Annotated in this window: 20 protein-coding genes; 7 read left to right on the top strand and 13 right to left on the bottom strand. The window is 72.3% G+C overall.

From position 1 onward, the window contains the following. Positions 1 to 10: 10 nt before the first annotated feature. From WFH25_RS00660 to WFH25_RS00650, 3 genes are read right to left on the bottom strand one after another with little or no spacing between them, the layout of a single operon-like run. A complete protein-coding gene (locus tag WFH25_RS00660; protein WP_229087243.1) occupies positions 11 to 988 on the bottom strand; it encodes an SURF1 family cytochrome oxidase biogenesis protein in 978 nt (325 codons plus the stop codon). Beyond that, a complete protein-coding gene (locus WFH25_RS00655) occupies positions 985 to 1,293 on the bottom strand; it encodes a hypothetical protein (RefSeq protein WP_070419043.1) in 309 nt (102 codons plus the stop codon). Before WFH25_RS00655 ends, WFH25_RS00660 begins: the two co-directional genes overlap by 4 nt. After that, a complete protein-coding gene (locus tag WFH25_RS00650) occupies positions 1,293 to 1,712 on the bottom strand; it encodes a DUF3099 domain-containing protein (protein WP_070419042.1) in 420 nt (139 codons plus the stop codon). Before WFH25_RS00650 ends, WFH25_RS00655 begins: the two co-directional genes overlap by 1 nt. A 166-nt stretch (positions 1,713 to 1,878) precedes the next feature. On the opposite strand from WFH25_RS00650, the gene fabG reads away from it, so the two are divergent. Continuing rightward, on the top strand, positions 1,879 to 2,592 hold the full coding sequence (gene fabG, locus WFH25_RS00645) for a 3-oxoacyl-ACP reductase FabG (RefSeq protein WP_070419041.1): 714 nt from the start codon (positions 1,879 to 1,881) through the stop codon (positions 2,590 to 2,592). Between the two features lie 114 nt (positions 2,593 to 2,706). On the opposite strand, the gene serB is transcribed toward fabG, so the two are convergent. Further along, positions 2,707 to 3,345, bottom strand: a complete 639-nt coding sequence (gene serB, locus WFH25_RS00640; protein ID WP_336696504.1) for a phosphoserine phosphatase SerB — start codon at positions 3,343 to 3,345, stop codon at positions 2,707 to 2,709. A gap of 87 nt (positions 3,346 to 3,432) precedes the next feature. Next, on the bottom strand, positions 3,433 to 4,674 hold the full coding sequence (locus WFH25_RS00635) for a glucose-1-phosphate adenylyltransferase (RefSeq protein WP_070419039.1): 1,242 nt from the start codon (positions 4,672 to 4,674) through the stop codon (positions 3,433 to 3,435). Between the two features lie 47 nt (positions 4,675 to 4,721). Between WFH25_RS00635 and glgA the strand changes: the two genes are divergently transcribed. The 3 genes from glgA to WFH25_RS00620 all read left to right on the top strand — a co-directional run bounded on the left by glgA (position 4,722) and on the right by WFH25_RS00620 (position 7,083). Continuing rightward, positions 4,722 to 5,921 (top strand): glycogen synthase, encoded by a 1,200-nt coding sequence (gene glgA / locus WFH25_RS00630; protein ID WP_336696503.1) that lies wholly within the window; start codon positions 4,722 to 4,724, stop codon positions 5,919 to 5,921. Between the two features lie 9 nt (positions 5,922 to 5,930). Further along, positions 5,931 to 6,713 carry an ABC transporter ATP-binding protein gene (locus tag WFH25_RS00625; RefSeq protein WP_070419037.1) on the top strand — a complete coding sequence of 261 codons (783 nt, stop codon included), beginning with the start codon at positions 5,931 to 5,933 and terminating at the stop codon, positions 6,711 to 6,713. A gap of 121 nt (positions 6,714 to 6,834) precedes the next feature. After that, entirely contained in the window at positions 6,835 to 7,083 is a 249-nt protein-coding gene (locus tag WFH25_RS00620) for a type B 50S ribosomal protein L31 (protein ID WP_070419036.1), read from the top strand. A 683-nt stretch (positions 7,084 to 7,766) separates the two neighbouring features. Here WFH25_RS00620 and WFH25_RS00615 read toward each other — a convergent pair. Both WFH25_RS00615 and treS read right to left on the bottom strand, forming a co-directional pair. After that, a complete protein-coding gene (locus WFH25_RS00615) occupies positions 7,767 to 8,513 on the bottom strand; it encodes a 3'-5' exonuclease (RefSeq protein WP_175473596.1) in 747 nt (248 codons plus the stop codon). Positions 8,514 to 8,671: 158 nt separating this feature from the next. Then, positions 8,672 to 10,387: a maltose alpha-D-glucosyltransferase gene (gene treS, locus WFH25_RS00610; RefSeq protein WP_070419606.1), complete on the bottom strand. Its 1,716-nt coding sequence runs from the start codon at positions 10,385 to 10,387 to the stop codon at positions 8,672 to 8,674. Between the two features lie 155 nt (positions 10,388 to 10,542). Here treS and WFH25_RS00605 point away from each other — a divergent pair, with 155 nt between their 5' ends. Further along, a complete protein-coding gene (locus WFH25_RS00605) occupies positions 10,543 to 11,538 on the top strand; it encodes an alpha/beta fold hydrolase (RefSeq protein WP_336696502.1) in 996 nt (331 codons plus the stop codon). 5 nt (positions 11,539 to 11,543) lie between these two features. Next, positions 11,544 to 12,626: a glycosyltransferase family 4 protein gene (locus WFH25_RS00600; RefSeq protein ID WP_229087348.1), complete on the top strand. Its 1,083-nt coding sequence runs from the start codon at positions 11,544 to 11,546 to the stop codon at positions 12,624 to 12,626. 51 nt (positions 12,627 to 12,677) lie between these two features. Here the strand turns inward: WFH25_RS00600 and WFH25_RS00595 are convergent, their stop codons facing one another. From WFH25_RS00595 to WFH25_RS00585, 3 genes are all read right to left on the bottom strand, one after another. Continuing rightward, positions 12,678 to 13,427, bottom strand: a complete 750-nt coding sequence (locus tag WFH25_RS00595; protein WP_336696501.1) for a hypothetical protein — start codon at positions 13,425 to 13,427, stop codon at positions 12,678 to 12,680. A gap of 99 nt (positions 13,428 to 13,526) precedes the next feature. Beyond that, positions 13,527 to 14,165: a histidine phosphatase family protein gene (locus tag WFH25_RS00590; protein ID WP_336696500.1), complete on the bottom strand. Its 639-nt coding sequence runs from the start codon at positions 14,163 to 14,165 to the stop codon at positions 13,527 to 13,529. Positions 14,166 to 14,244: 79 nt separating this feature from the next. Next, on the bottom strand, positions 14,245 to 15,099 hold the full coding sequence (locus tag WFH25_RS00585) for an NAD-dependent protein deacetylase (protein ID WP_336696499.1): 855 nt from the start codon (positions 15,097 to 15,099) through the stop codon (positions 14,245 to 14,247). 108 nt (positions 15,100 to 15,207) lie between these two features. Here WFH25_RS00585 and WFH25_RS00580 point away from each other — a divergent pair, with 108 nt between their 5' ends. Next, complete coding sequence (locus tag WFH25_RS00580; protein WP_336696498.1) at positions 15,208 to 16,035, top strand: TrmH family RNA methyltransferase; 828 nt, start codon at positions 15,208 to 15,210, stop codon at positions 16,033 to 16,035. 41 nt (positions 16,036 to 16,076) lie between these two features. On the opposite strand, the gene WFH25_RS00575 is transcribed toward WFH25_RS00580, so the two are convergent. The 3 genes from WFH25_RS00575 to WFH25_RS00565 are packed head-to-tail and all read right to left on the bottom strand — an operon-like array spanning position 16,077 to position 19,431. Then, positions 16,077 to 17,633, bottom strand: a complete 1,557-nt coding sequence (locus WFH25_RS00575; RefSeq protein ID WP_336696497.1) for an AtzH-like domain-containing protein — start codon at positions 17,631 to 17,633, stop codon at positions 16,077 to 16,079. After that, positions 17,630 to 18,724: an acetamidase/formamidase family protein gene (locus tag WFH25_RS00570; RefSeq protein ID WP_336696496.1), complete on the bottom strand. Its 1,095-nt coding sequence runs from the start codon at positions 18,722 to 18,724 to the stop codon at positions 17,630 to 17,632. Before WFH25_RS00570 ends, WFH25_RS00575 begins: the two co-directional genes overlap by 4 nt. Beyond that, complete coding sequence (locus tag WFH25_RS00565; RefSeq protein ID WP_336696495.1) at positions 18,721 to 19,431, bottom strand: FadR/GntR family transcriptional regulator; 711 nt, start codon at positions 19,429 to 19,431, stop codon at positions 18,721 to 18,723. Before WFH25_RS00565 ends, WFH25_RS00570 begins: the two co-directional genes overlap by 4 nt.

Genomic DNA, 19,431 nt, shown 5'->3' with positions numbered 1-19,431 from the left:
TGTGCTGGCGTCAGCGACCCGCGTTCAGCAGCTCGTCCTCGATCTGCGCGTCCGTCTTCGGCTTCGCGTCCTTGCGGCGCTGCCGCTCGAGGGCGCGCTCGCGCTCCTCGGGGTCGTCCTGGTTCAGGTTCCGGAACTCCTGCACCATCAGGTAGGCGAGGAATCCGAACCCGCCGACCGCGAACATGAACCACTGGATGAAGTAGCTGAGGTGCAGCCCCGTGTCGGCCGTCGGGCGCTCCCAGCCGAGCGGGCGAGCCTCGGTCGGGGCGGGGGACTCGGACGCGAGCTGCCCGTACGCCCCGGTGTAGATGGGCGTGTCGACCTTCTTGCCGACGTCGGACAGCGTCACGGACTGCACCTGGTCGGTGTGGGCCGGGTCGGTCCGGCCGGGGATGCGCGGTTCGCTCGGCTGCAGGCGGACGATCGCCGTGACCTCGCCGGACGGGGGAGCGGGCACGTGGTCGGGGGCGTCCTGTGCGTTGCCGGTGGGGACCCAGCCGCGGTCGACGACGAACGCACGACCGTCGGCCGTGACGAGCGGCGTGAGGACCTCGAAGCCGGGCTGGCCGTTGTGCACGCGGTTCCGGACGAGCAGCTGGTCGTCGGTGTCGTAGCGGCCGGTGACGCTCACGCGGAGCCAGGTCTTGCCGTCGTTCCAGCTCGACGCCGTCGGGAGCGCCTCGTCGAGGGGGACCGGGGTGTGCTCGTAGTTCTGCGCGACCTGCTCGTTCTGGCGGACGGCCTCGTTCCGGCGGTCCCACTGCCACATGCCGAACAGCGCGCACACGATCGCGAACGCCACCGCGATGGCGAAGTAGCCGAGCCACCGCCGACTGCGGACGAAGCGCCAGCCGACGAAGGGCTCGTCCGGATCACGCTCGGCGGTCCGGGTGGTGCCGTCGGCAGCGGAGGCGGCTGCGGCGCGCTCGAGCTTCTGCGCGTGCCGTCGGCCGTACCGGGAGCTCGGGTCGAACTGCTGGTTCACCGACGGTCACCGGCTGCGCGTGCACCGACGTCGTTCTTCGGGGCGTCGGCCGGGTCGCGTTCGTCGTCGAGGCGGTCCACGTCCTCGTGCATGCCCGTGACCCGGACGGGGAACGACCGGGACCGGAGGTAGTCGGCGAGGAAGTCACGGTGCTCGTCGCACGCGGCCCAGATCTTCACCCGGTCGGTCGCGTGGATCCGCGGGTTGCGCCAGTTGACGCGCCACGAGGCGGTCGACACGCAGCCGGCACGCGAGCACACGGGGGTCGAGCCGGGTTCGGTGAAGAGGTCGAACGTGGCCCCCATCAGCGACGTCCCCAGACGCGCGAGCGGTCACCGTTGCGCTGCCACTCGGCCTGCGCGTCCTGCGCCTGCTCGCGCAGCCGGTCCTGCTCGGCGCGGTACGCCTCGGCCCGGGCGTCCTCCTGCTGTTCGCGGAGTCGCGGGTCCACGGCGTCGTAGAGCTGGATCGCACCGGCAGGCGTCACGATGTCGCTCTCGGCACGGCTGCCCGCGTTGGCGATGATGACGGCGACCCACGGGATCACGCCGGCGAGGACGATCGGGATGACGGCGATCCACGTGTGCCAGATCGACCACACGACGACCGCACCGATGAAGAACACGACGCGGAGGGCCATCTGCCAGACGTACCGGGACAGGCGGTGCGCACGATCCTGCTCCGGAGAGTCCGGGAGGGTGGTGATGCTGTGCGTCGTCTTCATCCGATGTTCTTTCCTCTGCCCGAGGGAAAGCCTAACTCCGCGCGGGCCCGGATGGTTCCGCCGCGCGCGGACACGGTGCGCGTATCGGCTCCGGTACGCTCTTCCGGGCGTGTCCGACCCGGTCCGGGCCCGGCGCGCCGTGCAACCCACCCCGAACGGAGCGACCATGAGCACCCCCCGTACCGTCCTCGTCACCGGCGGCAACCGCGGCATCGGCCACGCCCTCGCGGAGCGCTTCGTCGCCGCCGGCCACCGCGTCGCGGTCACGTCCCGCAGCGGCCAGGGCGGCCCCGAGGGCGCGCTCACGGTGCAGGCCGACATCACCGACACGGCCTCGGTCGACGCTGCCTTCTCGCAGGTCGAGGCCGAGCTCGGACCGATCGAGGTCCTCGTCGCGAACGCCGGGATCACGAACGACCAGCTGCTGCTCCGCATGTCGGAAGAGGACTTCACGAGCGTGATCGACACGAACCTCACGGGGACGTTCCGGGTCGTCAAGCGCGCCACGAAGGGCATGATGAAGGCGAAGTTCGGCCGCATCGTGCTCATGTCGAGCGTCGTCGGCGCCTACGGCCAGGTCGGCCAGGTCAACTACGCGTCGTCGAAGGCGGCCCTCGTCGGTATGGCCCGGTCGATCACGCGCGAGCTCGGCTCCCGCGGCATCACCGCCAACGTCGTCGCGCCCGGGTTCATCCAGACGGACATGACGGCGGCTCTGCCCGAAGAACTGCAGGCCGAGTTCAAGAAGCAGATCCCGGCGGCGCGGTACGGCACCGTCGACGACGTCGCGGACGCCACGCTCTTCCTCGCCGGCGACGGGGCCGGGTACATCTCCGGCGCGGTGATCCCGGTCGACGGCGGCCTCGGGATGGGGCACTAGGCCGGGGCGCGTCCGCCGAGTCTCGCCTCGGCGGACACCTTCGTGGCGAAGCGGCCGCGAAACTGTCCGCTGGGCCGAGTCTCGGCCGGCCGGCGCGGCGCGGCAGGCGGCGCGTCAGCCGCGCAGGCCGAGCGTCGCGAGCACGCTCGACAGGTCACGGTCGACGACCGCGACGTCGGCCTGCTCGCGGACGAGCGGCTTCGCGTCGAACGCGACCGACAGTCCGGCCACACGCATCATCTCGAGGTCGTTGGCGCCGTCGCCGATCGCGACGGTGCGGACGATCGGCACGTCGTCGGCCGCGGCCCACTCGCGCAGTGCGACGGCCTTGGCGTGCGCGTCCACGACGTCGCCGAGGACCCGCCCGGTGAGGACGCCGTCCACCACCTCGAGCCGGTTCGCCCGGCAGTGGTCGAGTGCGAGCTGCTCGGCGAACGGGTCGAGGACTTCGTGGAAGCCGCCCGACACGACGCCGACGGTCCCGCCGGCGGCGTGCACCCCGCGGACGAGCTGGTCGGCACCCCGCGTCACGCGGACCGCCTGCTGTGCACCCCGGAAGACGTCGTCCTGGAGGCCCGCCAGGGTCGCGACACGCTCCCGGAGGCTCTCGGCGAAGTCGATCTCGCCGCGCATGGCGCGCTCCGTGATCGCCTGGACCTGTGGCCGGGTCCCCGCCGTGTCGGCCAGGAGTTCGATGACCTCGTCCTCGAGGAGCGTGGAATCGGCATCGAGGACGACGAGGAAGCGTGGCACGCACCAACGGTACCGACTCAGGAGGCGCGGCCTGCGTTCATGACGCCAGCCGCGCCTCCTGGGCCGTCCGTTCCTGCCCGCGCGACGCTACGCGTCGACGCGCACGCCCTTGCCGACGACCGTGATGCCGGACTCGGTGACGGTGAAGCCGCGCGCTTCGTCCGCTTCGCGGTCGATGCCGACCTGGGCGCCGGGGGCGATCACCACGTCCTTGTCGAGGATCGCGCGGTTCACGACGGAGCCGGCGCCGATCGAAGCGCGTTCGAAGACGATCGAGTCGAGGACCTTCGCGCCGGAGTCGATGCCGCACCAGGGGCCGATCATGCTGCGCTCGACCTGGGCGCCGGACACGAGGCAGCCGAGCGACACGAGGGAGTCGACCGTCGAGCCGGTGTTGCCGTTCGCGTCGCGGACGAACTTCGCCGGGGGCAGGTTCGTCTGCTGGTTGAAGATCGGCCAGTCCTGGTTGTACAGGTTGAAGACCGGGACGGGAGCGATGAGGTCCATGTGCGCGTCGTAGAACGAGTCGATCGTCCCGACGTCGCGCCAGTAGTACCGGTCGCGCTCGTTCGACCCGGGCACGTCGTTGCGCTTGAGGTCGTAGACGCCCGCGTCGCCACGCGCGACGAAGTCGGGGACGATGTCGCCGCCCATGTCGTGGTCCGACGCCTCGATCTGGCCGTCACGGAGGACGGCGTCGACCAGCGCGTCGGCGTCGAAGACGTAGTTGCCCATCGACGCGAGGATCTCGCCGGGGGAGTCCGCGAGCCCGACGGCGTCCTTCGGCTTCTCGAGGAACGCCTCGATCTTCGTCGGGTCGTCGTCGGCGACCTGGATCACGCCGAACTGGTCGGCGAGGCCGATCGGCTGGCGGATCGCGGCGACCGTGGCACTGCGGCCCGACGCGATGTGCGCCTCGACCATCTGGTGGAAGTCCATCCGGTACACGTGGTCGGCGCCGACCACGACGACGATGTCGGGGCGCTCGTCACGGAGCAGGTTGAGCGACTGCAGGATCGCGTCGGCCGACCCGGCGAACCACCGCTTGCCGAGCCGCTGCTGCGCCGGCACCGACGCGACGTAGGACCCGAGCAGGCCCTCCATGCGCCAGGTCTCGGCGACGTGGCGGTCGAGACTGTGCGACTTGTACTGCGTCAGGACGACGATCTTCTGCAGTCCGGAGTTGACGAGGTTGGAGAGCGCGAAGTCGATGAGACGGAAGTTCCCGCCGAACGGGACAGCGGGTTTCGCACGGTCGGCCGTGAGCGGCATGAGCCGTTTCCCCTCGCCGCCGGCGAGCACGATGCCGAAGACCTTCTTTGGTGCCATGCCGCTCACAGTAGGCGTCAGCACTGGGAACCCGTTACGTTGAACGCGTGCGAGTCGATCTGCTGACCAGGGAGTATCCGCCGGAGGTCTACGGCGGTGCGGGTGTCCACGTGGCCGAACTGACCGAGGCGCTGCGGTCCGACACCGACACCGAGGTGCGCGTCCGCGCCTTCGGGGCGTTCCGCGACGAGGCCGACGTGTGGGCCTACCGCACGCCCGGCGGCCTCGAGCAGGCGAACGGCGCGCTGCAGGCACTCGGCACCGACGTCGCGATCGCCGCGGACGTCGAGGGTGCCGATCTCGTGCACTCGCACACCTGGTACGCGAACTCGGCGGGACGCATCGCGCAGCTCACCTACGGCATCCCGCACGTCGTCACGGCGCACAGCCTCGAGCCGCTCCGCCCGTGGAAGGCCGAGCAGCTCGGCGGCGGGTACCGGCTGTCGAGCTGGATGGAGCGCGAGGCGTTCGAGCACGCCGACGGTGTCATCGCCGTGTCGAAGGCGATGCGGGCGGACATCCTCCGCTCGTACCCGTCGATCGACCCCGCGAAGGTGCACGTCGTCTACAACGGCATCGACATCGACGAGTGGAAGCCCACCGTCGACGAGGACGCCGTCCGCGCGCTCGGGATCGACCCGTCGCGTCGCTCGGTCGTGTTCGTCGGACGCATCACCCGGCAGAAGGGCCTGCCGTACCTGCTGCGGGCGGTGGCCTCGCTGCCGGCGGACGTGCAGATCGTGCTCTGCGCCGGTGCGCCGGACACGCCGGAGATCATGGCCGAGGTCACGGGTCTGGTCGACTCGCTGCGTTCCGCTCGTGACGGGGTGGTCTGGATCGACCGGATGCTCGCGCACGAGGAGATCGTCAACGTGCTGTCGTCGGGCACCGTGTTCGTCTGCCCGTCGATCTACGAGCCGCTCGGGATCGTCAACCTCGAGGCGATGGCGTGCGGGATCCCCGTCGTCGGCACCGGCACCGGGGGCATCCCCGAGGTCGTGGCGGACGGACTGACCGGTCGCATCGTGCCGATCGACCAGGCACAGGACGGCACCGGGACCCCGACGGACCCGGACCGCTACGTGGCCGACCTCGCCGCGACCCTCACCGAGGTGCTCGCCGACGAGGGGCTCGCGAAGCTCATGGGCCGCGCCGGACGCCTCCGCGTCGAGACCGAGTTCACCTGGGACGCGATCGCCCGGCGGACACGCCAGGTCTACGACGAGGTGCTCGGGCAGAACCCCTAGGCTGGTCGCATGCCCTCGGTCGTGCGCTTGTCAGACGTCTCCGTGGTCCGCAACGGGGCCACCATCCTCGACGGGATCTCGTGGGAGGTGCAGGACGACGAACGCTGGGTCGTCCTCGGTGCCAACGGTGCCGGCAAGACGACGCTGCTGCAGGTCGCCGGCGCCCAGACCTTCCCGACCTCGGGTGAGGTCGAGGTCCTCGGCACCGAGCTCGGCGGCGCCGACCTGTTCGAACTGCGTCCGCGCATCGGCTTCGCGTCGACGGCCCTCGCGCGCCGCATCCCGGTCACCGAGAAGGTCATCGACGTCGTGCTCACCGCGGCGTACTCGGTGACGGGCCGCTGGAACGAGGAGTACGAGGAGCTCGACGTCCGCCGCGCCCAGCGCGTGCTCGACGAGTGGGGCCTCGGTGCCTTCACCGACCGGACCTTCGGCGAGCTCAGCGACGGCGAGCAGAAGCGTGTGCAGATCGCCCGGGCCGTGATGACCGACCCCGAGATCCTGTTCCTCGACGAGCCGGCCGCATCGCTCGACCTCGGCGCGCGCGAGAGCCTCGTACGGACCCTCGGCGGCTACGCGCAGAGCGAGGACTCGCCGGCCATCGTCATCGTGACCCACCACGTCGAGGAGATCCCCGCCGGGTTCACCCACGCCCTGGTGCTCGCGGACGGGCACGTGCAGGCTGCCGGGCCGATCGACGAGGTCCTGACCGCCCCGACCCTGACCGAGGCGTTCGGCATCGAGCTCACCGTGTCGAAGGACGCCGGCCGGTACACGGCGCGCGCATCGTGACACTGCTCCCGATCCGGCCGGTCGTCTGGTAACGTAGACGGCTGGTGCAAGCCGCAGACTTCCCGCGTCGTGCTCGTACGAGTGCCGCGCACGTCCCCATCATCGCAACCGAGGAATCTCCATGAAGACCGACATCCACCCCGAGTACCGCGCCATCGTCTTCCGTGACCTGGCTTCCGGTGAGACGTTCCTGACGCGTTCGACCGCGAACAGCGACAAGACCATCGAGCTCGACGGTGCGACCTACCCGGTCATCGACGTCGAGATCTCGTCGGCGTCGCACCCGTTCTACACGGGCAAGCAGCGCATCCTCGACTCGGCCGGTCGCGTCGAGAAGTTCAACCAGCGCTTCAAGAGCTTCGGCAAGTAAGCAGTCCTCCGGACGCTCGAACGGGCGGCTCTCCTGCGGGAGGGCCGCCCGTTCCGTCGTTGGCGGGGGTGTGGTGGCAGGTCGGGCCGGCGGTGCGCGGGGCGGCCGGGGCGGCACGTTGGGCGGGCGGTGGGGGTCGCGGCCGGGCGGTGCTGCACGTTGGGCGGCCGGTGCGGCTGGGGCGTGGCACGTTGGGTGGGCGGTGCGCGTTGCGGCCGGGCGGTGCGGGCGTGGCCGCGGCGACGGTTCGAACCACGGAACCGACGTCGAACCAGGCGAGCGGCGTGGTTCGACGTCGGAAGCGTGGTTCGACGCCGCGCCGCGCTCGGCCGGGCGGCGCGGGCGGTGGTGCTGCGCGGTGTGCTCCGGGCGGTGCGGCCGACGTAGCGCTGGTGCGGCCGGAGGGTCGGGCGGTGCGGATTGCCGGCGCACAACGCAAGTGCGTTCGCGCCGTGCGATGGCGCGGTTCGGGCGGACTTTGGTTGTGCGGGAGCGGAGTGGGACGCCCTGCGAGCGGCGCGGGCGTCGGTGCGGGGCGCGGGCGGGCCGGCCGGTGCGCGCGCCGAACCACGGATCCGACGTGGAACCAGGCGAGCGGCGTGGTTCGGTGTCGGATTCGTGGTTCGAAGGCAGGCGAGCGGCGTGGTTCGACGTCGGGCGAGCCGTGCCCGCCGACAGGAGCCTCAGCCGGCGTTGCGGTGGGGCCAGCGGCCGTCGGCGGTGAAGGCCGGGTCGCGCTTCTTCCGCATGTAGTCCTGGAACGAGGACGCCTGCTCGGCGCACCAGCCGACCTGCTTGCGATGGAGCTCCTCGGCGGAGACGCCGAGCTCCTCGGGGTACTTCGCCGCGATGGCCTGCGCGACACGCCCGGCCGCGATGGCATCGGCTCCGGCGTCGTGCGCATCGGAAAGGGTGACGCCGTAGAGCTCCGACGCGGCCTCGAGCGTGCGCTTGCCCTTGCGGTAGGTGTCGAGCGCCTTGTCGATCACGAGCGGGTCGACGACGTTCCCGATGACCGGGGAGGCGATGCCGTGGCGCTTGGCCTCGCGGTCGAGGACGGTGAGGTCGTACGGGGCGTTGTAGATGACGAGCGGGATGCCCCGGGCGAAGACGGCCTCGACCGCGGCGATGATCTCGGCGACGACCTCGGCGGCGGGGCGGCCGTCGGCGCGGGCGCGCTCGGTCGTGATGCCGTGGACGGCGGCGGCGCCCTCGGGGATCTCGACCCCGGGGTCGGCGAGCCAGGCGCCCTCGACGATGGAACGTCCGGTCATGTCGATCAGGCCGACGTGGGCGGTGACGATCCGGGCGGTCTCGACGTCGACGCCGGTGGTCTCGAGGTCGAACACGCCGAGTGCGTGCCACCAGGGGCGACCCGAGAGGTCCTGGGCCGGAGCGGGGGAGTCGAGCTGCGCTGTGGGGAACGTCACGCGGTCAGGCTAACCGGACGCACCGACACGCCGAGACGCGACCCGCCCACCGGGCGCGACGCGACCGGACGGGGGACGCGACCCGCCCACCGGGCGCGACGCGACCAGATGAGGACGCGACCCGCCCACCGGGGCCGAGCCGCGCCTCCAGGACGCCGCTACCCGACCGGCGCACCCACGTGCAGCCAGTAGAACGACTGCGTCCCCATCGTCAGCGTGACCTGGCCCTCCGCGTCGAACGACGGGAACGAGCCGCCGCCGAAGAGGTCGTACAACGGCCTCCCGGCGTACTCCGGCGCAGAGATGGTGACCGACGTCGGGTTGGTGGCGAAGGAGAAGACGCAGAGGACGTCCTCGGCGGAGGGGCCGAACTGGTGGCCGGAGCCGGAGCCCTCCCACGACCGGACGAACGCGAGCACGGAGTCGTTCGAGGTGTCCTGCACGTCCAACGTCCCGAGCCCGAACACGGGGTGCGCTTTCCGCACGTGGATGACGTTGCGGACCCAGTGCAGCAGCGACCGGGACTGGGCGAGCTGCGCCTCGACATTGACCTGCGCGTAGTTGTACACGAGGGACTGGACGACGGGCAGGTACAGCTTGCCCGGGTCCGCGGTGGAGAAGCCGGCGTTGCGGTCCGGCGTCCACTGCATCGGCGTGCGCGAGGAGTCGCGGTCCGGCAGCCAGATGTTGTCGCCCATCCCGATCTCGTCGCCGTAGTAGAGGAACGGCGACCCCGGGAGCGAGAACAGCAGGGCGTGGATGAGCTCGAGCTCCGCGCGGGAGTTGTCGAGCAGGGGAGCGAGGCGTCGCCGGATGCCGATGTTCGAGCGCATCCGCGGGTCGTAGCCGTACCAGCCGTACATGGCCTGCCGGTACTCCTCGCTGACCATCTCCAGCGTGAGCTCGTCGTGGTTGCGGAGGAAGACACCCCACGCAGCGGAGGCCGGCACGTCGAGCGTCTCGGACAGGATCGCCTTGAGCTCGGCGGCGTGCTGCGCGCGGAGCGAGTAGAAGATGCGCGGCATCACCGGGAAGTCGAACGCCATGTGGCACTCGGGCTCCTCGTCGGTGCCGAAGAAGGCGGCGGTCTCGCGCGGCCACTGGTTCGCCTCGGCGAGCAGGACGCGCCCGGGGTACTCGTCGTCCACCATCGCGCGGAGCTTCTTGATGAACTCGTGCGTCTCGGGTTCGCCCTCGCCGTTGCCGTCCTCCGACTCGAAGAGGTACGGGATCGCGTCGAGCCGGAGCCCGTCCACGCCGAGGTCGAGCCAGTGCCGCACGACGTCGTACACGGCCTCGACGACGGCCGGGTTCTCGAAGTTGAGGTCCGGCTGGTGCGAGAAGAACCGGTGGAAGAAGAACTGGCGGCGGACCGGGTCGAAAGTCCAGTTCGACTCCTCGGTGTCCACGAAGATGATGCGGATGTTCTCGTAGTCGGTGTCCGTGTCGCGCCAGACGTAGAAGTCGCCGTAGGGGCCGTCCGGGTCCTCGCGGGACTGCTGGAACCACTCGTGCTGGTCGCTGGTGTGGTTGATCACCATGTCGATGACGATGCGCATGTTGCGTTCGTGCGACTTGGTGACGAGTTCGCGGAAGTCGTCGAGGGTGCCGAACTCGGGGAGGATCGCCTTGTAGTCGGCGATGTCGTACCCGCCGTCGCGCATCGGCGACTGGAAGAACGGCGGCAGCCAGAGGGCGTCGACCCCGAGCCACTGCAGGTAGTCGAGCTTGCCGATGACGCCCTGGATGTCCCCGATGCCGTCGCCGTTCGAGTCGACGAACGAGCGGATCATGCACTCGTAGAAGACCGAGCGCTTGTACCACTGCGGGTCCAGTGTCAGGCCGGGGAGCTGGATCGGGGCGGTGAACGTCACCATGGACACGCTAGGCCGCGGTGCATGGAGTTGTCCGGAGAATGCACGGCCTGGAGGCGCGGGTCGTCCTCCACAGGCACGTCGCGGCCGCGAGTCGTCCACCATCCAGCGTGGGTGACGTCGGCGCACCGGCACGCGTTCGTAGACTGACGGGGATGCAACCGCCCGTGCTCTCCCCGTACCAGTCGCTGATGGCCGCCACCCCGGTCGTCCACCGCTCCGTGCAGGTCGACGGCCGCACCACCCACTTCTGGGAGTACGGCCCGTCCGACGCGACCCAGACGGTCCTCGCCGTGCACGGGTTCCGTGGCGACCACCACGGCCTCGAGACGATCGCGGCGCACCTCGACGGGGTCCGGGTGATCGTGCCGGACCTGCCCGGCTTCGGCATCTCCGATCCGCTGCCCGTGTCCGACATCGACTCCTACGTCGCGTGGCTGCGCGGCTTCCACGCGGAGCTCGGCCTCGGTGCGGACACCGTGGTGCTCGGGCACTCGTTCGGGTCGATCGTCGTGGCCGCCACGGTCGCCTCCGGCCTCGCGACGCGGTTGCTCGTGCTCGTGAACCCGATCGCCGCCCCGGCACTGCAGGGTCCGCGTGCGGTCGGCACGGCGATCGCGATCGGGTACTACCGTGCCGGCGCCGTGCTGCCGAAGCCGCTCGGGCTCGGACTGCTCCGCAACCCGGCGATCGTGCGCGTGATGAGCCTGGCGATGCTCAAGTCGCACGACCGTGACCTCCGGCGCTGGGTGCACGACCAGCACGACCGGTACTTCTCGGCGTTCGCGAACCGCACGAGCGTGCTCGAGGCGTTCCGCACCTCGGTCACGCACGACGTCGCCGAGTACGCCGATCGCATCACCGTGCCGGTGCTGATGATCGCGGCCGAGCGCGACGACATCACGGCGGTGCCCGAGCAGCGTGCCCTGGCCGCACGCCTCGCGGACGCCGAGCTCGTCGTCGTGCCGCACGTCGGGCACCTCGTGCACTACGAGACGCCCGGCGCCGCTGCGTCCGCGGTGCTCCGACGGATGGCGGACGCCCCGAAGCGGGGCCGCAAGGGAGCGCAGCAGGGGTCCAAGCGTGCCCCGAAGGAGACACCGAAGCCGAAGGCGCCGCCGACCCCGCCGGCCGACGGTGCCGCGTCGTGACCCGCCTGCGCATCGGGATCGACTGCCGCTACGTCCGCATCGGCCGCCACGACGGCATCAGCCGCTTCACGGCCGGCGTCGTCGCCCACCTGCCCGAGCGACACGACTACACCCTGCTCGTGCACGACGAGCGGCAGCTCGAGTCGCTGCCGTCCGACCTGCCGTGGGAACTCCTGCCCGCGCCGACCGAGCCGGGGGAGCCCCTCGTCGCGCGGAAGGTCAACCGCCTCGGTCTCGACGCCGTCTTCTCGCCCATGCAGACCATGGGGTCCCGCGGTCGGCAGTACGCCCTCGTGCTGACCCTCCACGACCTGATCTACTACCGGAACCGGACGCCCCCGCGGGAGTTCTCGTGGCCCCTCCGCCTCGGCTGGCGTGCCTTCCACCTCAGCTGGGTGCCGCAGCGCCTGCTCCTGAACGGCGCCGACGGGGTCGTGACCGTGTCCGAGACGACCGCCGGCCTCATCGCCGAGCACCGGCTGACGAAGCGGCCGGTCACCGTCGCGTACAACGCCGCCGACCCCGCGACCCCTCGGCCCGAGGGCGGTCCGCGCGAGAAGTCCCTCGTGTACATGGGCTCGTTCATGCCGTACAAGAACGTCGAGACCCTGGCCGCCGCGATGCCGCTGCTCGGCGCGGACTGGGTGCTGCACTGCATGTCCCGGGTGTCCGCCGCCGATCGAGCGCGGCTCGAACGGCTCGCGCCGGCCGGATCGATCGTGTTCCACGACGGCGCCTCCGACGACGAGTACCTGTCGGTGCTGCGGTCGGCGACGGCCCTCGCGACGGCGTCGTACGACGAGGGCTTCGGCATCCCGCTCGTCGAGGCGATGGGCGTCGGGACGCCGGTGGTCGTCAGTGACATCCCGATCTTCCGCGAGATCGGCGGGGACGTCGCGGAGTACTTCGACCCGTCGTCGCCGTCGGCCGTCGCGGCTGCGGTGCGCCGGCTCGAGGCACGGTGGGACGATGCCTCGCGGGCATCGGTCGTGCAGGCCGGGCGGTTCCGGTGGGAGACCTCGGCGGAGCAGGTCGTCCGCGCGGTGGAGCAGGCGGTCGCGGCCCGCGGGGCCACCCCCGGGCAGTAGGCCGGCCCGAGCCAGCAGACGTCGGCTACCGGTCGCGCACACCGACCCGCCTCAGGACGACGGCCGCTCCGCCGACACCGTGGCCCCCGGGAACACCGCCTGCGCCTCCTGCGTCGCCTTCGCCACCACGGCGTCGAGGGCAGCCCCGCGCCCGATCGTCTCGACCGTGATCGCCTGGTCGGCCGGTTCGTCCGACGGGCCGCCGTCGCTCCAGGAGCACCGCACGCCCGAGACACCGCCGATCGCGTCGAGCTGCCGGGCGAGCGTCAGACGCTGTTCCGTGGTCCGCTCGTCCGGAGAGACCCCGATCTCGAGCGCACCGAGGTCCGCCACGGCGAACACCCGGACGCCGTTGCCGCTCGCCGCCTTGGCTGCAGCGCGCAGGTCGTCGACGACCGCGGTCCGCTCCTCGTCGGAGAGCGTCGGCGACACCGAGACGGTCGACTCGACGTCGTAGCTCGCGAACGAGGTCTTCTTCGGTTCGGCGTCGCGCACGCCCTCGACGCCGTCGAGGTCCCGCACGGCGCTGCCGAACCGGTCGAGCGCGGCATCGGGGCGGGGGAACACCCCGCCGACGCCGTTCTGCACGCTGCCGATGATGGTGACGAGCACGACGGCGAGCACACCGGCCGCGACGATCACGCCCACTCCGACGAGGGCGCTGCGTCGGACACGCTGCCGCGGGGTCCGCACCGGGACGGATGCCGTGCCCGGGCCGAAGGCACGATCGAGGTCGTCCGGATCGGGCGACTGCGGCCAGCCGGGCCGAGCGCCCCCACCACCGGGTCCGTCGACGGTCATGTCAGCCCCCTCACACGCTCGGGTCTGCGAGTGCATCGGAGCCTAGTACGACACCACCGACAGCGCGCAGCGGCTCGCCCCGACGGCTCCCCGCGGCGGCTACCCGCGACGCTCGAGTGGGTTCTGGTACTCGAAGGCGTACCGGCCGGGCCCGTCCGAGACCCCGTCGATCGGGTCGTCGAACCGCACGAGCTCGGCGTGGAAGCGCTCGGGGTCCCACCGGAACGAGTGCACGGACCCGTTCCGGATCGGGGTGCTGTGCCGGTCGGCGGTGCCGGGGGCGGCGGCGTTGACGATGCTGCGGATCACGGCGCCGTGGGTCGCGACGACGACGCTGCCGGCGTCGTACCGGATCGCGATCTCGGCGAGTGTCTCGGTGACGCGGTCGAGCAACGCGCTGCGGGGCTCGCGGCCGGGGATGTCGTCGTGCGGGTAGCGCTCGCGGACCTCGTCGTCGGTCAGCCCCTCGGCCTCGCCGTAGGAGCGTTCCGCCAACCCTGGGTACGTGGCGGGCGCTGCGAGACCGAGGTGGTCCGCGATGATCGAGCCGGTCTCGAACGCCCGGGACAGCGGCGACGCGACGACGGCGTCGAACCGCCGGCGGTCGAGCAGGGTCGCGGTGGAGCGGGCCTGTCGGCGTCCGGTGTCGTTCAGGGGGATGTCCGTCGAGCCCTGGATGCGCCGTTCGGCGTTCCAGTCGGTCTCGCCGTGCCGGACCAGGTACAGGAGCGTCGTCACCGCACGATCATCCCAGACGCGGCGCGGCACCTCGTCCCAGACGCGGCGCAGCACCTCGTCCCGGACGCGGCGCGGCACCTCATCGCAGCCGTGCCGCCAGGGCTTCGAGCGTCTCGGTCGTGCCGGCGTCGATCTTGACCGCTGCCCGGGGGTCGCTGCGGGTCGTGCCGCGGTTCACGATGACCACGGGGTGCTTGCGTCGTGCGGCGTGGTCGACGAGCCGGACGCCGGAGTTCACGGTGAGGGACGAGCCGACGACGAGGAGCGCGTCGGCCTCGGCGACGATGGAGACGGCCTCGCGGAACTTCTCGGCCGGGACGAACTCGCCGAAGAACACCACGTCGGGCTTCAGCACCCCGCCGCACACCGAGCAGTCCGGCACCCGGAAGCGCTCGACGTCGGTGATCTCGACGTCGCCGTCGGGCTGGAGCTGCACCGACCCGGGCTCGTCGATCCACGGGTTGTCCCGGTCGAGCACGGTCGCGAGGTCGGCGCGCGAGAACACCTGCCCGCAGGTGAGGCAGACGGCACGGTCCATCGACCCGTGGATCTCGACGACCCGACGGGATCCGGAGCGGAGGTGCAGTCCGTCGACGTTCTGCGTGACGACCCCCGTGACGATTCCGTCGCGTTCGAGTGCCGCGAGGGCCTGGTGCCCGGCGTTCGGACGGGCCGAGGCGAAGGTGCGCCAGCCGAGGTGCGAGCCGGCCCAGTAGCGCTGCCGCTTGGCGGGGTCGGCGCGGAACTCCTGGAAGGTCATCGGCTTCCGGACGACGCGGCCGGCACCCCGGTAGTCGGGGATGCCGGAGTCCGTGCTGAGCCCGGCGCCGGAGAGCACGGCGATGCGCTTGCCGGCGAGGAGCTCGACGGCGCGGTCGAGGGACTGCCCGGACGCGGTCGCGCTCGCGGGGCTGGTCGGTTCGCTCGTCGCCATCGTGTTCACGGTACCCTCAACAGCCGACCGCCCCGGTCACTTCCCGTGGACGACGCCAGGCCGTGCCCCGCCGCCACCGAGTTCCACACCGACCCCGAAACGAGCCCCGTGCACGCCGTCCGCATCGACTCCCTCGACGACCCCCGCCTCGACGACTTCGCCCGACTCACCGACGTCGCCCTGCGGCGCGTGTCCGAGCCGGAGGGCGGCCTGTACATCGCCGAGTCGAACACGGTCATCGAGCGGGCGGTCCGCGCCGGGCACGTCCCGCGGAGCGTGCTGGTCCAGGAGAAGTGGCTCGACAGCGTGCTCCCGGTCGTCGCGGACCACGACGGCCCCGTGTTCGTCGGCCCCGACGACCTGCTCGAGGACCTCACCGGCTTCCGGATGCACCGCGGCGCCATCGCCGCGATGCACCGCCCGGAGCTGCCGAGCGTCGCGGACGTGGTGCGCGACGCGAGGGTCGTGGTGGTGCTCGAGGACATCGTCGACCACACCAACGTCGGCGCCGTGTTCCGGAGCGTCGCCGGCCTCGGAGCCGACGCCGTGCTGGTCAGCCCCCGCTGCGCCGACCCGCTCTACCGGCGCAGCGTCCGCGTCAGCATGGGCACGGTGCTGCAGGTGCCGTGGACCCGCATCGGCGACTGGCCGGCCGCCGGCGAGGAGCTCCGGGCGCAGGGCTTCCACCTCGCCGCGATGGCTCTGACGGACCGCTCGGTGGACCTCGACGCGTTCGTCGCGGACGTCCCGGACCGCGTGGCGCTCGTGATGGGCACCGAGGGACAGGGCCTCACGCCGGCGGCGATCGCGTCCGCCGACACCACCGTGCGCATCCCGATGGCGCACGGCGTCGACTCGTTGAACGTCGCCGCGGCGAGCGCCGTCGGGCTCTGGGCGGTCACACACGCGCAGCGGCTCGCTTGCGCGCGGGCCTGAGGGGCCGGGAGGCGCGGGTCGCCTCCGTCGTCCGGCGCACCTCAGCGGGTCGTCAGGTCTCGTGCACGGCGCACCAGGTCCCGGTCGGTGCCGACCGCGCCGACCAGGCACACGCCGACCGGGGCGTCGTCGACGGTGAGGGCGGGGGCGCTCACCGCGGGGAGGCCGCCCACGCTCGCGAGGCTCGTCATCCCCGTCGTCGCGGTCCTCGTGCGCTCGAGTGCGGCGGCGTCGGCGGACACGAGCGGCGCGGGGCCCGGCACGGTCGGGAACACGAGGGTCCGGCCGACCAGCGCCCGGCGGATGGCGTGCCGGACGACGTCGAGGCGCTGGACCGCGTCGGCGGTGGCGGCGGGGTCGTTCGCCGCGGCTGCTGCGAACCGGTCCCCGACGACGGTGCTCAGCGCGCCGGGGTGCCCGGCGATCCAGGCTCCGTGGGCGGCGACGGCCTCGGCGGCCTGCACGAGGCGGAGCAGTTCGCGGAGCTCGTCGGGGGCGGGGACGCCGAGGTCCGCGAGCCGGACCCGGCCGGGTTCGTCGTCGAGGGACCGGGTGAACGTGGAGAACACTGCGGCGGTGTCGGGGTCGACCAGGGCGAGCAGGTCCTCCGGGACGACGAGGGGCGTCGGTGCCGGGGCCGTCCCGGGGTCGGGCACGGTGGCGTCGAGCGCGGCGAGGAGCGTCCCGGCGTCGCGCGTGAGCCACCCCACGGTGTCGAAGGACGGTGCGAGGGGGAGCAGACCGTCGCGGGGGACCGTGCCGTGGGTCGTCCGAAGGCCCCAGAGCCCCTGGTACGAGGCGGGGACCCGGACGGATCCGGCGGTGTCCGTGCCGATCCCGATGTCGGCCGTCCCGAGACCGACGGCCGACGCGGAGCCGCTGGACGAGCCTCCTGGCAGCCGCGTCGGGTCCGCGGCGTTCGGCGGTGTGCCGTGGTGCTCGTTCCGTCCGGTGAGGTTGTACGCGAACTCGTCGGTGCGTGCGATCCCGCGGATCGCGGCACCGGCGGCGAGGAGGGCCTCGACCGCCGGTGCCGCGGCCGTCTCGAAGGGCGCCTCGCGCAGGAAGGTGGGGTTGCCGGCACCGACGGGTTGGCCGGGCACGGCGTAGAGGTCCTTGACCGCGACGGTGCGCCCGTCGAGCGGCCCGGAGGCGCTGGGGGCGACGAGCGGGTCGCCGACGGCTCGCCAGACGGTCGGGTCGAAGGCGCGGGGGCGGCCGGTCACGTGTGCCGCCTCGATGCGCCAGCGCGCGACGGGGTCGGTGTCGTCGTGTGCGGTCGTGCGGCGCCACAGCTGGGTCTGGAGGCCGTGGCCGCCGGCGGCGAACCGGGACACCGACACGACGAGGGCGAGGTCCTCGGCGAGGGGCCGGACCTCGACCCGCGTCAGCGTCCGGGTCGCGACCCCGCCGCGGGCTCCGCGGAAGGCGCTGATCGCGTCGTGGCCGACGAGCAGCCCGCGGTCGTCGCCGCGCATCGTGCCGGGTGCGTCGACGAACGCGTCGTCGAGGGCGTCGAGGTCGTTCGTCAGCAGGGCGGCCTCGTACGCGTCGAGTGCCTCGAGGAGACCCTCGGGAGCGTCGGGGTGCGTGGTCATCGGGCGGGCTCCTCGAAGTCGGCCTTGCGGATGCGGGCGTGGACACCGGTGACGAAGTCGACCACCTGCGAGATGTCGAAGTCCGTCGCGGCGGAGAGGTAGGCGTACGCCAGGTGCGGCTCCATCCCCCAGCGCGCACCGAGGATCGCGACGGCGTGCCGGACGCACTCCCGGACGGCCTCGTCGAGGTCGGGGTCCATCCCGGTGGGGACGAGGTACTCCTGGGTCTCGGCGACCGGCCACACGAGGTCGCCGAACCGGCTCGCGGCCTCGTCGGCCGGTGTCAGGTCGAACCGGACCGTCGCGCGGAGGGAGGCCTCCATCGCGGTGAGCGCCACCTCGCCGTCGCCCTGCGCGAAGTGCGGGTCGCCGACGTACGCGAGCGCACCGGGTACGAGGACGGGCAGGTGCAGCTGCGTGCCCGCCTGCAGGAGGTTCACGTCGATGTTCCCGCCGTGGCGGCCCGGCGGGACCGAGTGCCGGCGCTCCCCGGGGGTCGCGACGCCCATGATCCCGAGGAACGGGGCGAGCGGGAACCGGGCGAACCGTTCGCGCGCGGGTGTCAGGGGGATGCGGCCGCGGAGTCCGGCGGGGGAGTCGACGACGTCGGCGAAGACGCTCACGGTCGTGCCGTCGACGGGGTACTCGCCGTGCAGCGCGCCCCGGCCGTGGCGGTTCGACACGACGCCGTAGTGCACGCGGGGGAGCGTCTCGACCACGGTCATGGTGAGGACGTCCCCCGGTCGTGCGCCCGCGACCCCGACGGGCCCGGACACGACGTGCGGTCCGTCCGTGTCGGGGTCGCGGCGTCCGGTCCGGGCGATCGCGACGGCGTCGTCGAGCACGTGCTCCGGTGCGACGCCGTGCGTGGCGAAGAAGGCACGTGGGTCACTTCCCTGGTCGGGGAGGATCCCCTCGTGGCTGACGGTGTCGATCGTCACCGACTCGCCCGGCACGACGGTGATCGCCGGTCGGTCGTCGGCGTTCGGCAGCCGCCCCCAGAGGACGGTGTCCGGGTCGACCGGCAGGTACCGGTCGGCGCGGACCGGTCCCGTTCCGGGCTGGAGGGTCGGGATCGCGGGGGTCGTCATCGGTCGGCCTTCCGTTCGACGAGGTGGGCGACGTCGGCGAGGTGGGCGACGTCGGCGAGGTGGTCGGTCATCGCCGTGCGGGCGGCCCCCTCGTCGTGTCGGCGGATGCAGTCGAGGATCTGCTCGTGCCACACGAACGACGACCGGCGGCCCTCGCTCGTGCTGTGGGACCGGGCGCGGACGTCCTGCACCCAGCCGCTGCTGAGCTCGCACAGGGAGACCAGGAGCGGGTTGCCGGAGGCCCGGGCGACCTGCACGTGGAACGCGACGTCCTGCGCGAGGGACTCCTCGGGGCTGAGGCCGGCGTGCGTGGCCTGCAGGATCCGTTCGAGCGCGAGCAGGTCGGCCTCGCCGGCACGGGCTGCGGCGAGCGCGGCGACCTGGGGCTCGACGACGGCCCGGAACTCGGCGACGTTCTCGGCCCGGTGCGCGAGGTCCTCGGCGTGCCCGACACCGGTCTGGCGTTCGAGGAGCGCGGTGGCCTCCTCGGACCGGGGGAGCACGACCGTCCCGCGACCGGGCGTCCGGGACACGAGGCGTCGGCGTTCGAGTTCCTGCATGGCCTCGCGGACGGTCGTGCGCGACACGGCGAGGTCCTCGGCCAGGGTCCGTTCCGGGGGCAGCTTGTCGCCCGGAGCGAGGTCCTCGAGCACCAGGCGCGCGAGGTGCGCGGCGGTGGCGGCGCTCAGGGTGCGTCCTCGTTGCAT

This window comes from Curtobacterium sp. USHLN213 (assembly GCF_037144815.1).
Lineage (GTDB): Bacteria > Actinomycetota > Actinomycetes > Actinomycetales > Microbacteriaceae > Curtobacterium.
This window is presented reverse-complemented; position numbering and strand designations above follow the sequence as displayed.

Coding starts and splice junctions, on each gene's coding strand:
- WFH25_RS00655 (WP_070419043.1), bottom strand. CDS start 1,293: ATGGGGGCCACGTTCGACCTCTTCACCGAACCCGGCTCGACCCCCGTG.
- WFH25_RS00650 (WP_070419042.1), bottom strand. CDS start 1,712: ATGAAGACGACGCACAGCATCACCACCCTCCCGGACTCTCCGGAGCAG.
- fabG (WP_070419041.1), top strand. CDS start 1,879: ATGAGCACCCCCCGTACCGTCCTCGTCACCGGCGGCAACCGCGGCATC.
- WFH25_RS00635 (WP_070419039.1), bottom strand. CDS start 4,674: ATGGCACCAAAGAAGGTCTTCGGCATCGTGCTCGCCGGCGGCGAGGGG.
- WFH25_RS00625 (WP_070419037.1), top strand. CDS start 5,931: ATGCCCTCGGTCGTGCGCTTGTCAGACGTCTCCGTGGTCCGCAACGGG.
- WFH25_RS00620 (WP_070419036.1), top strand. CDS start 6,835: ATGAAGACCGACATCCACCCCGAGTACCGCGCCATCGTCTTCCGTGAC.
- WFH25_RS00605 (WP_336696502.1), top strand. CDS start 10,543: ATGCAACCGCCCGTGCTCTCCCCGTACCAGTCGCTGATGGCCGCCACC.
- WFH25_RS00595 (WP_336696501.1), bottom strand. CDS start 13,427: ATGACCGTCGACGGACCCGGTGGTGGGGGCGCTCGGCCCGGCTGGCCG.
- WFH25_RS00585 (WP_336696499.1), bottom strand. CDS start 15,099: ATGGCGACGAGCGAACCGACCAGCCCCGCGAGCGCGACCGCGTCCGGG.
- WFH25_RS00575 (WP_336696497.1), bottom strand. CDS start 17,633: ATGACCACGCACCCCGACGCTCCCGAGGGTCTCCTCGAGGCACTCGAC.
- WFH25_RS00570 (WP_336696496.1), bottom strand. CDS start 18,724: ATGACGACCCCCGCGATCCCGACCCTCCAGCCCGGAACGGGACCGGTC.
- WFH25_RS00565 (WP_336696495.1), bottom strand. CDS start 19,431: ATGCAACGAGGACGCACCCTGAGCGCCGCCACCGCCGCGCACCTCGCG.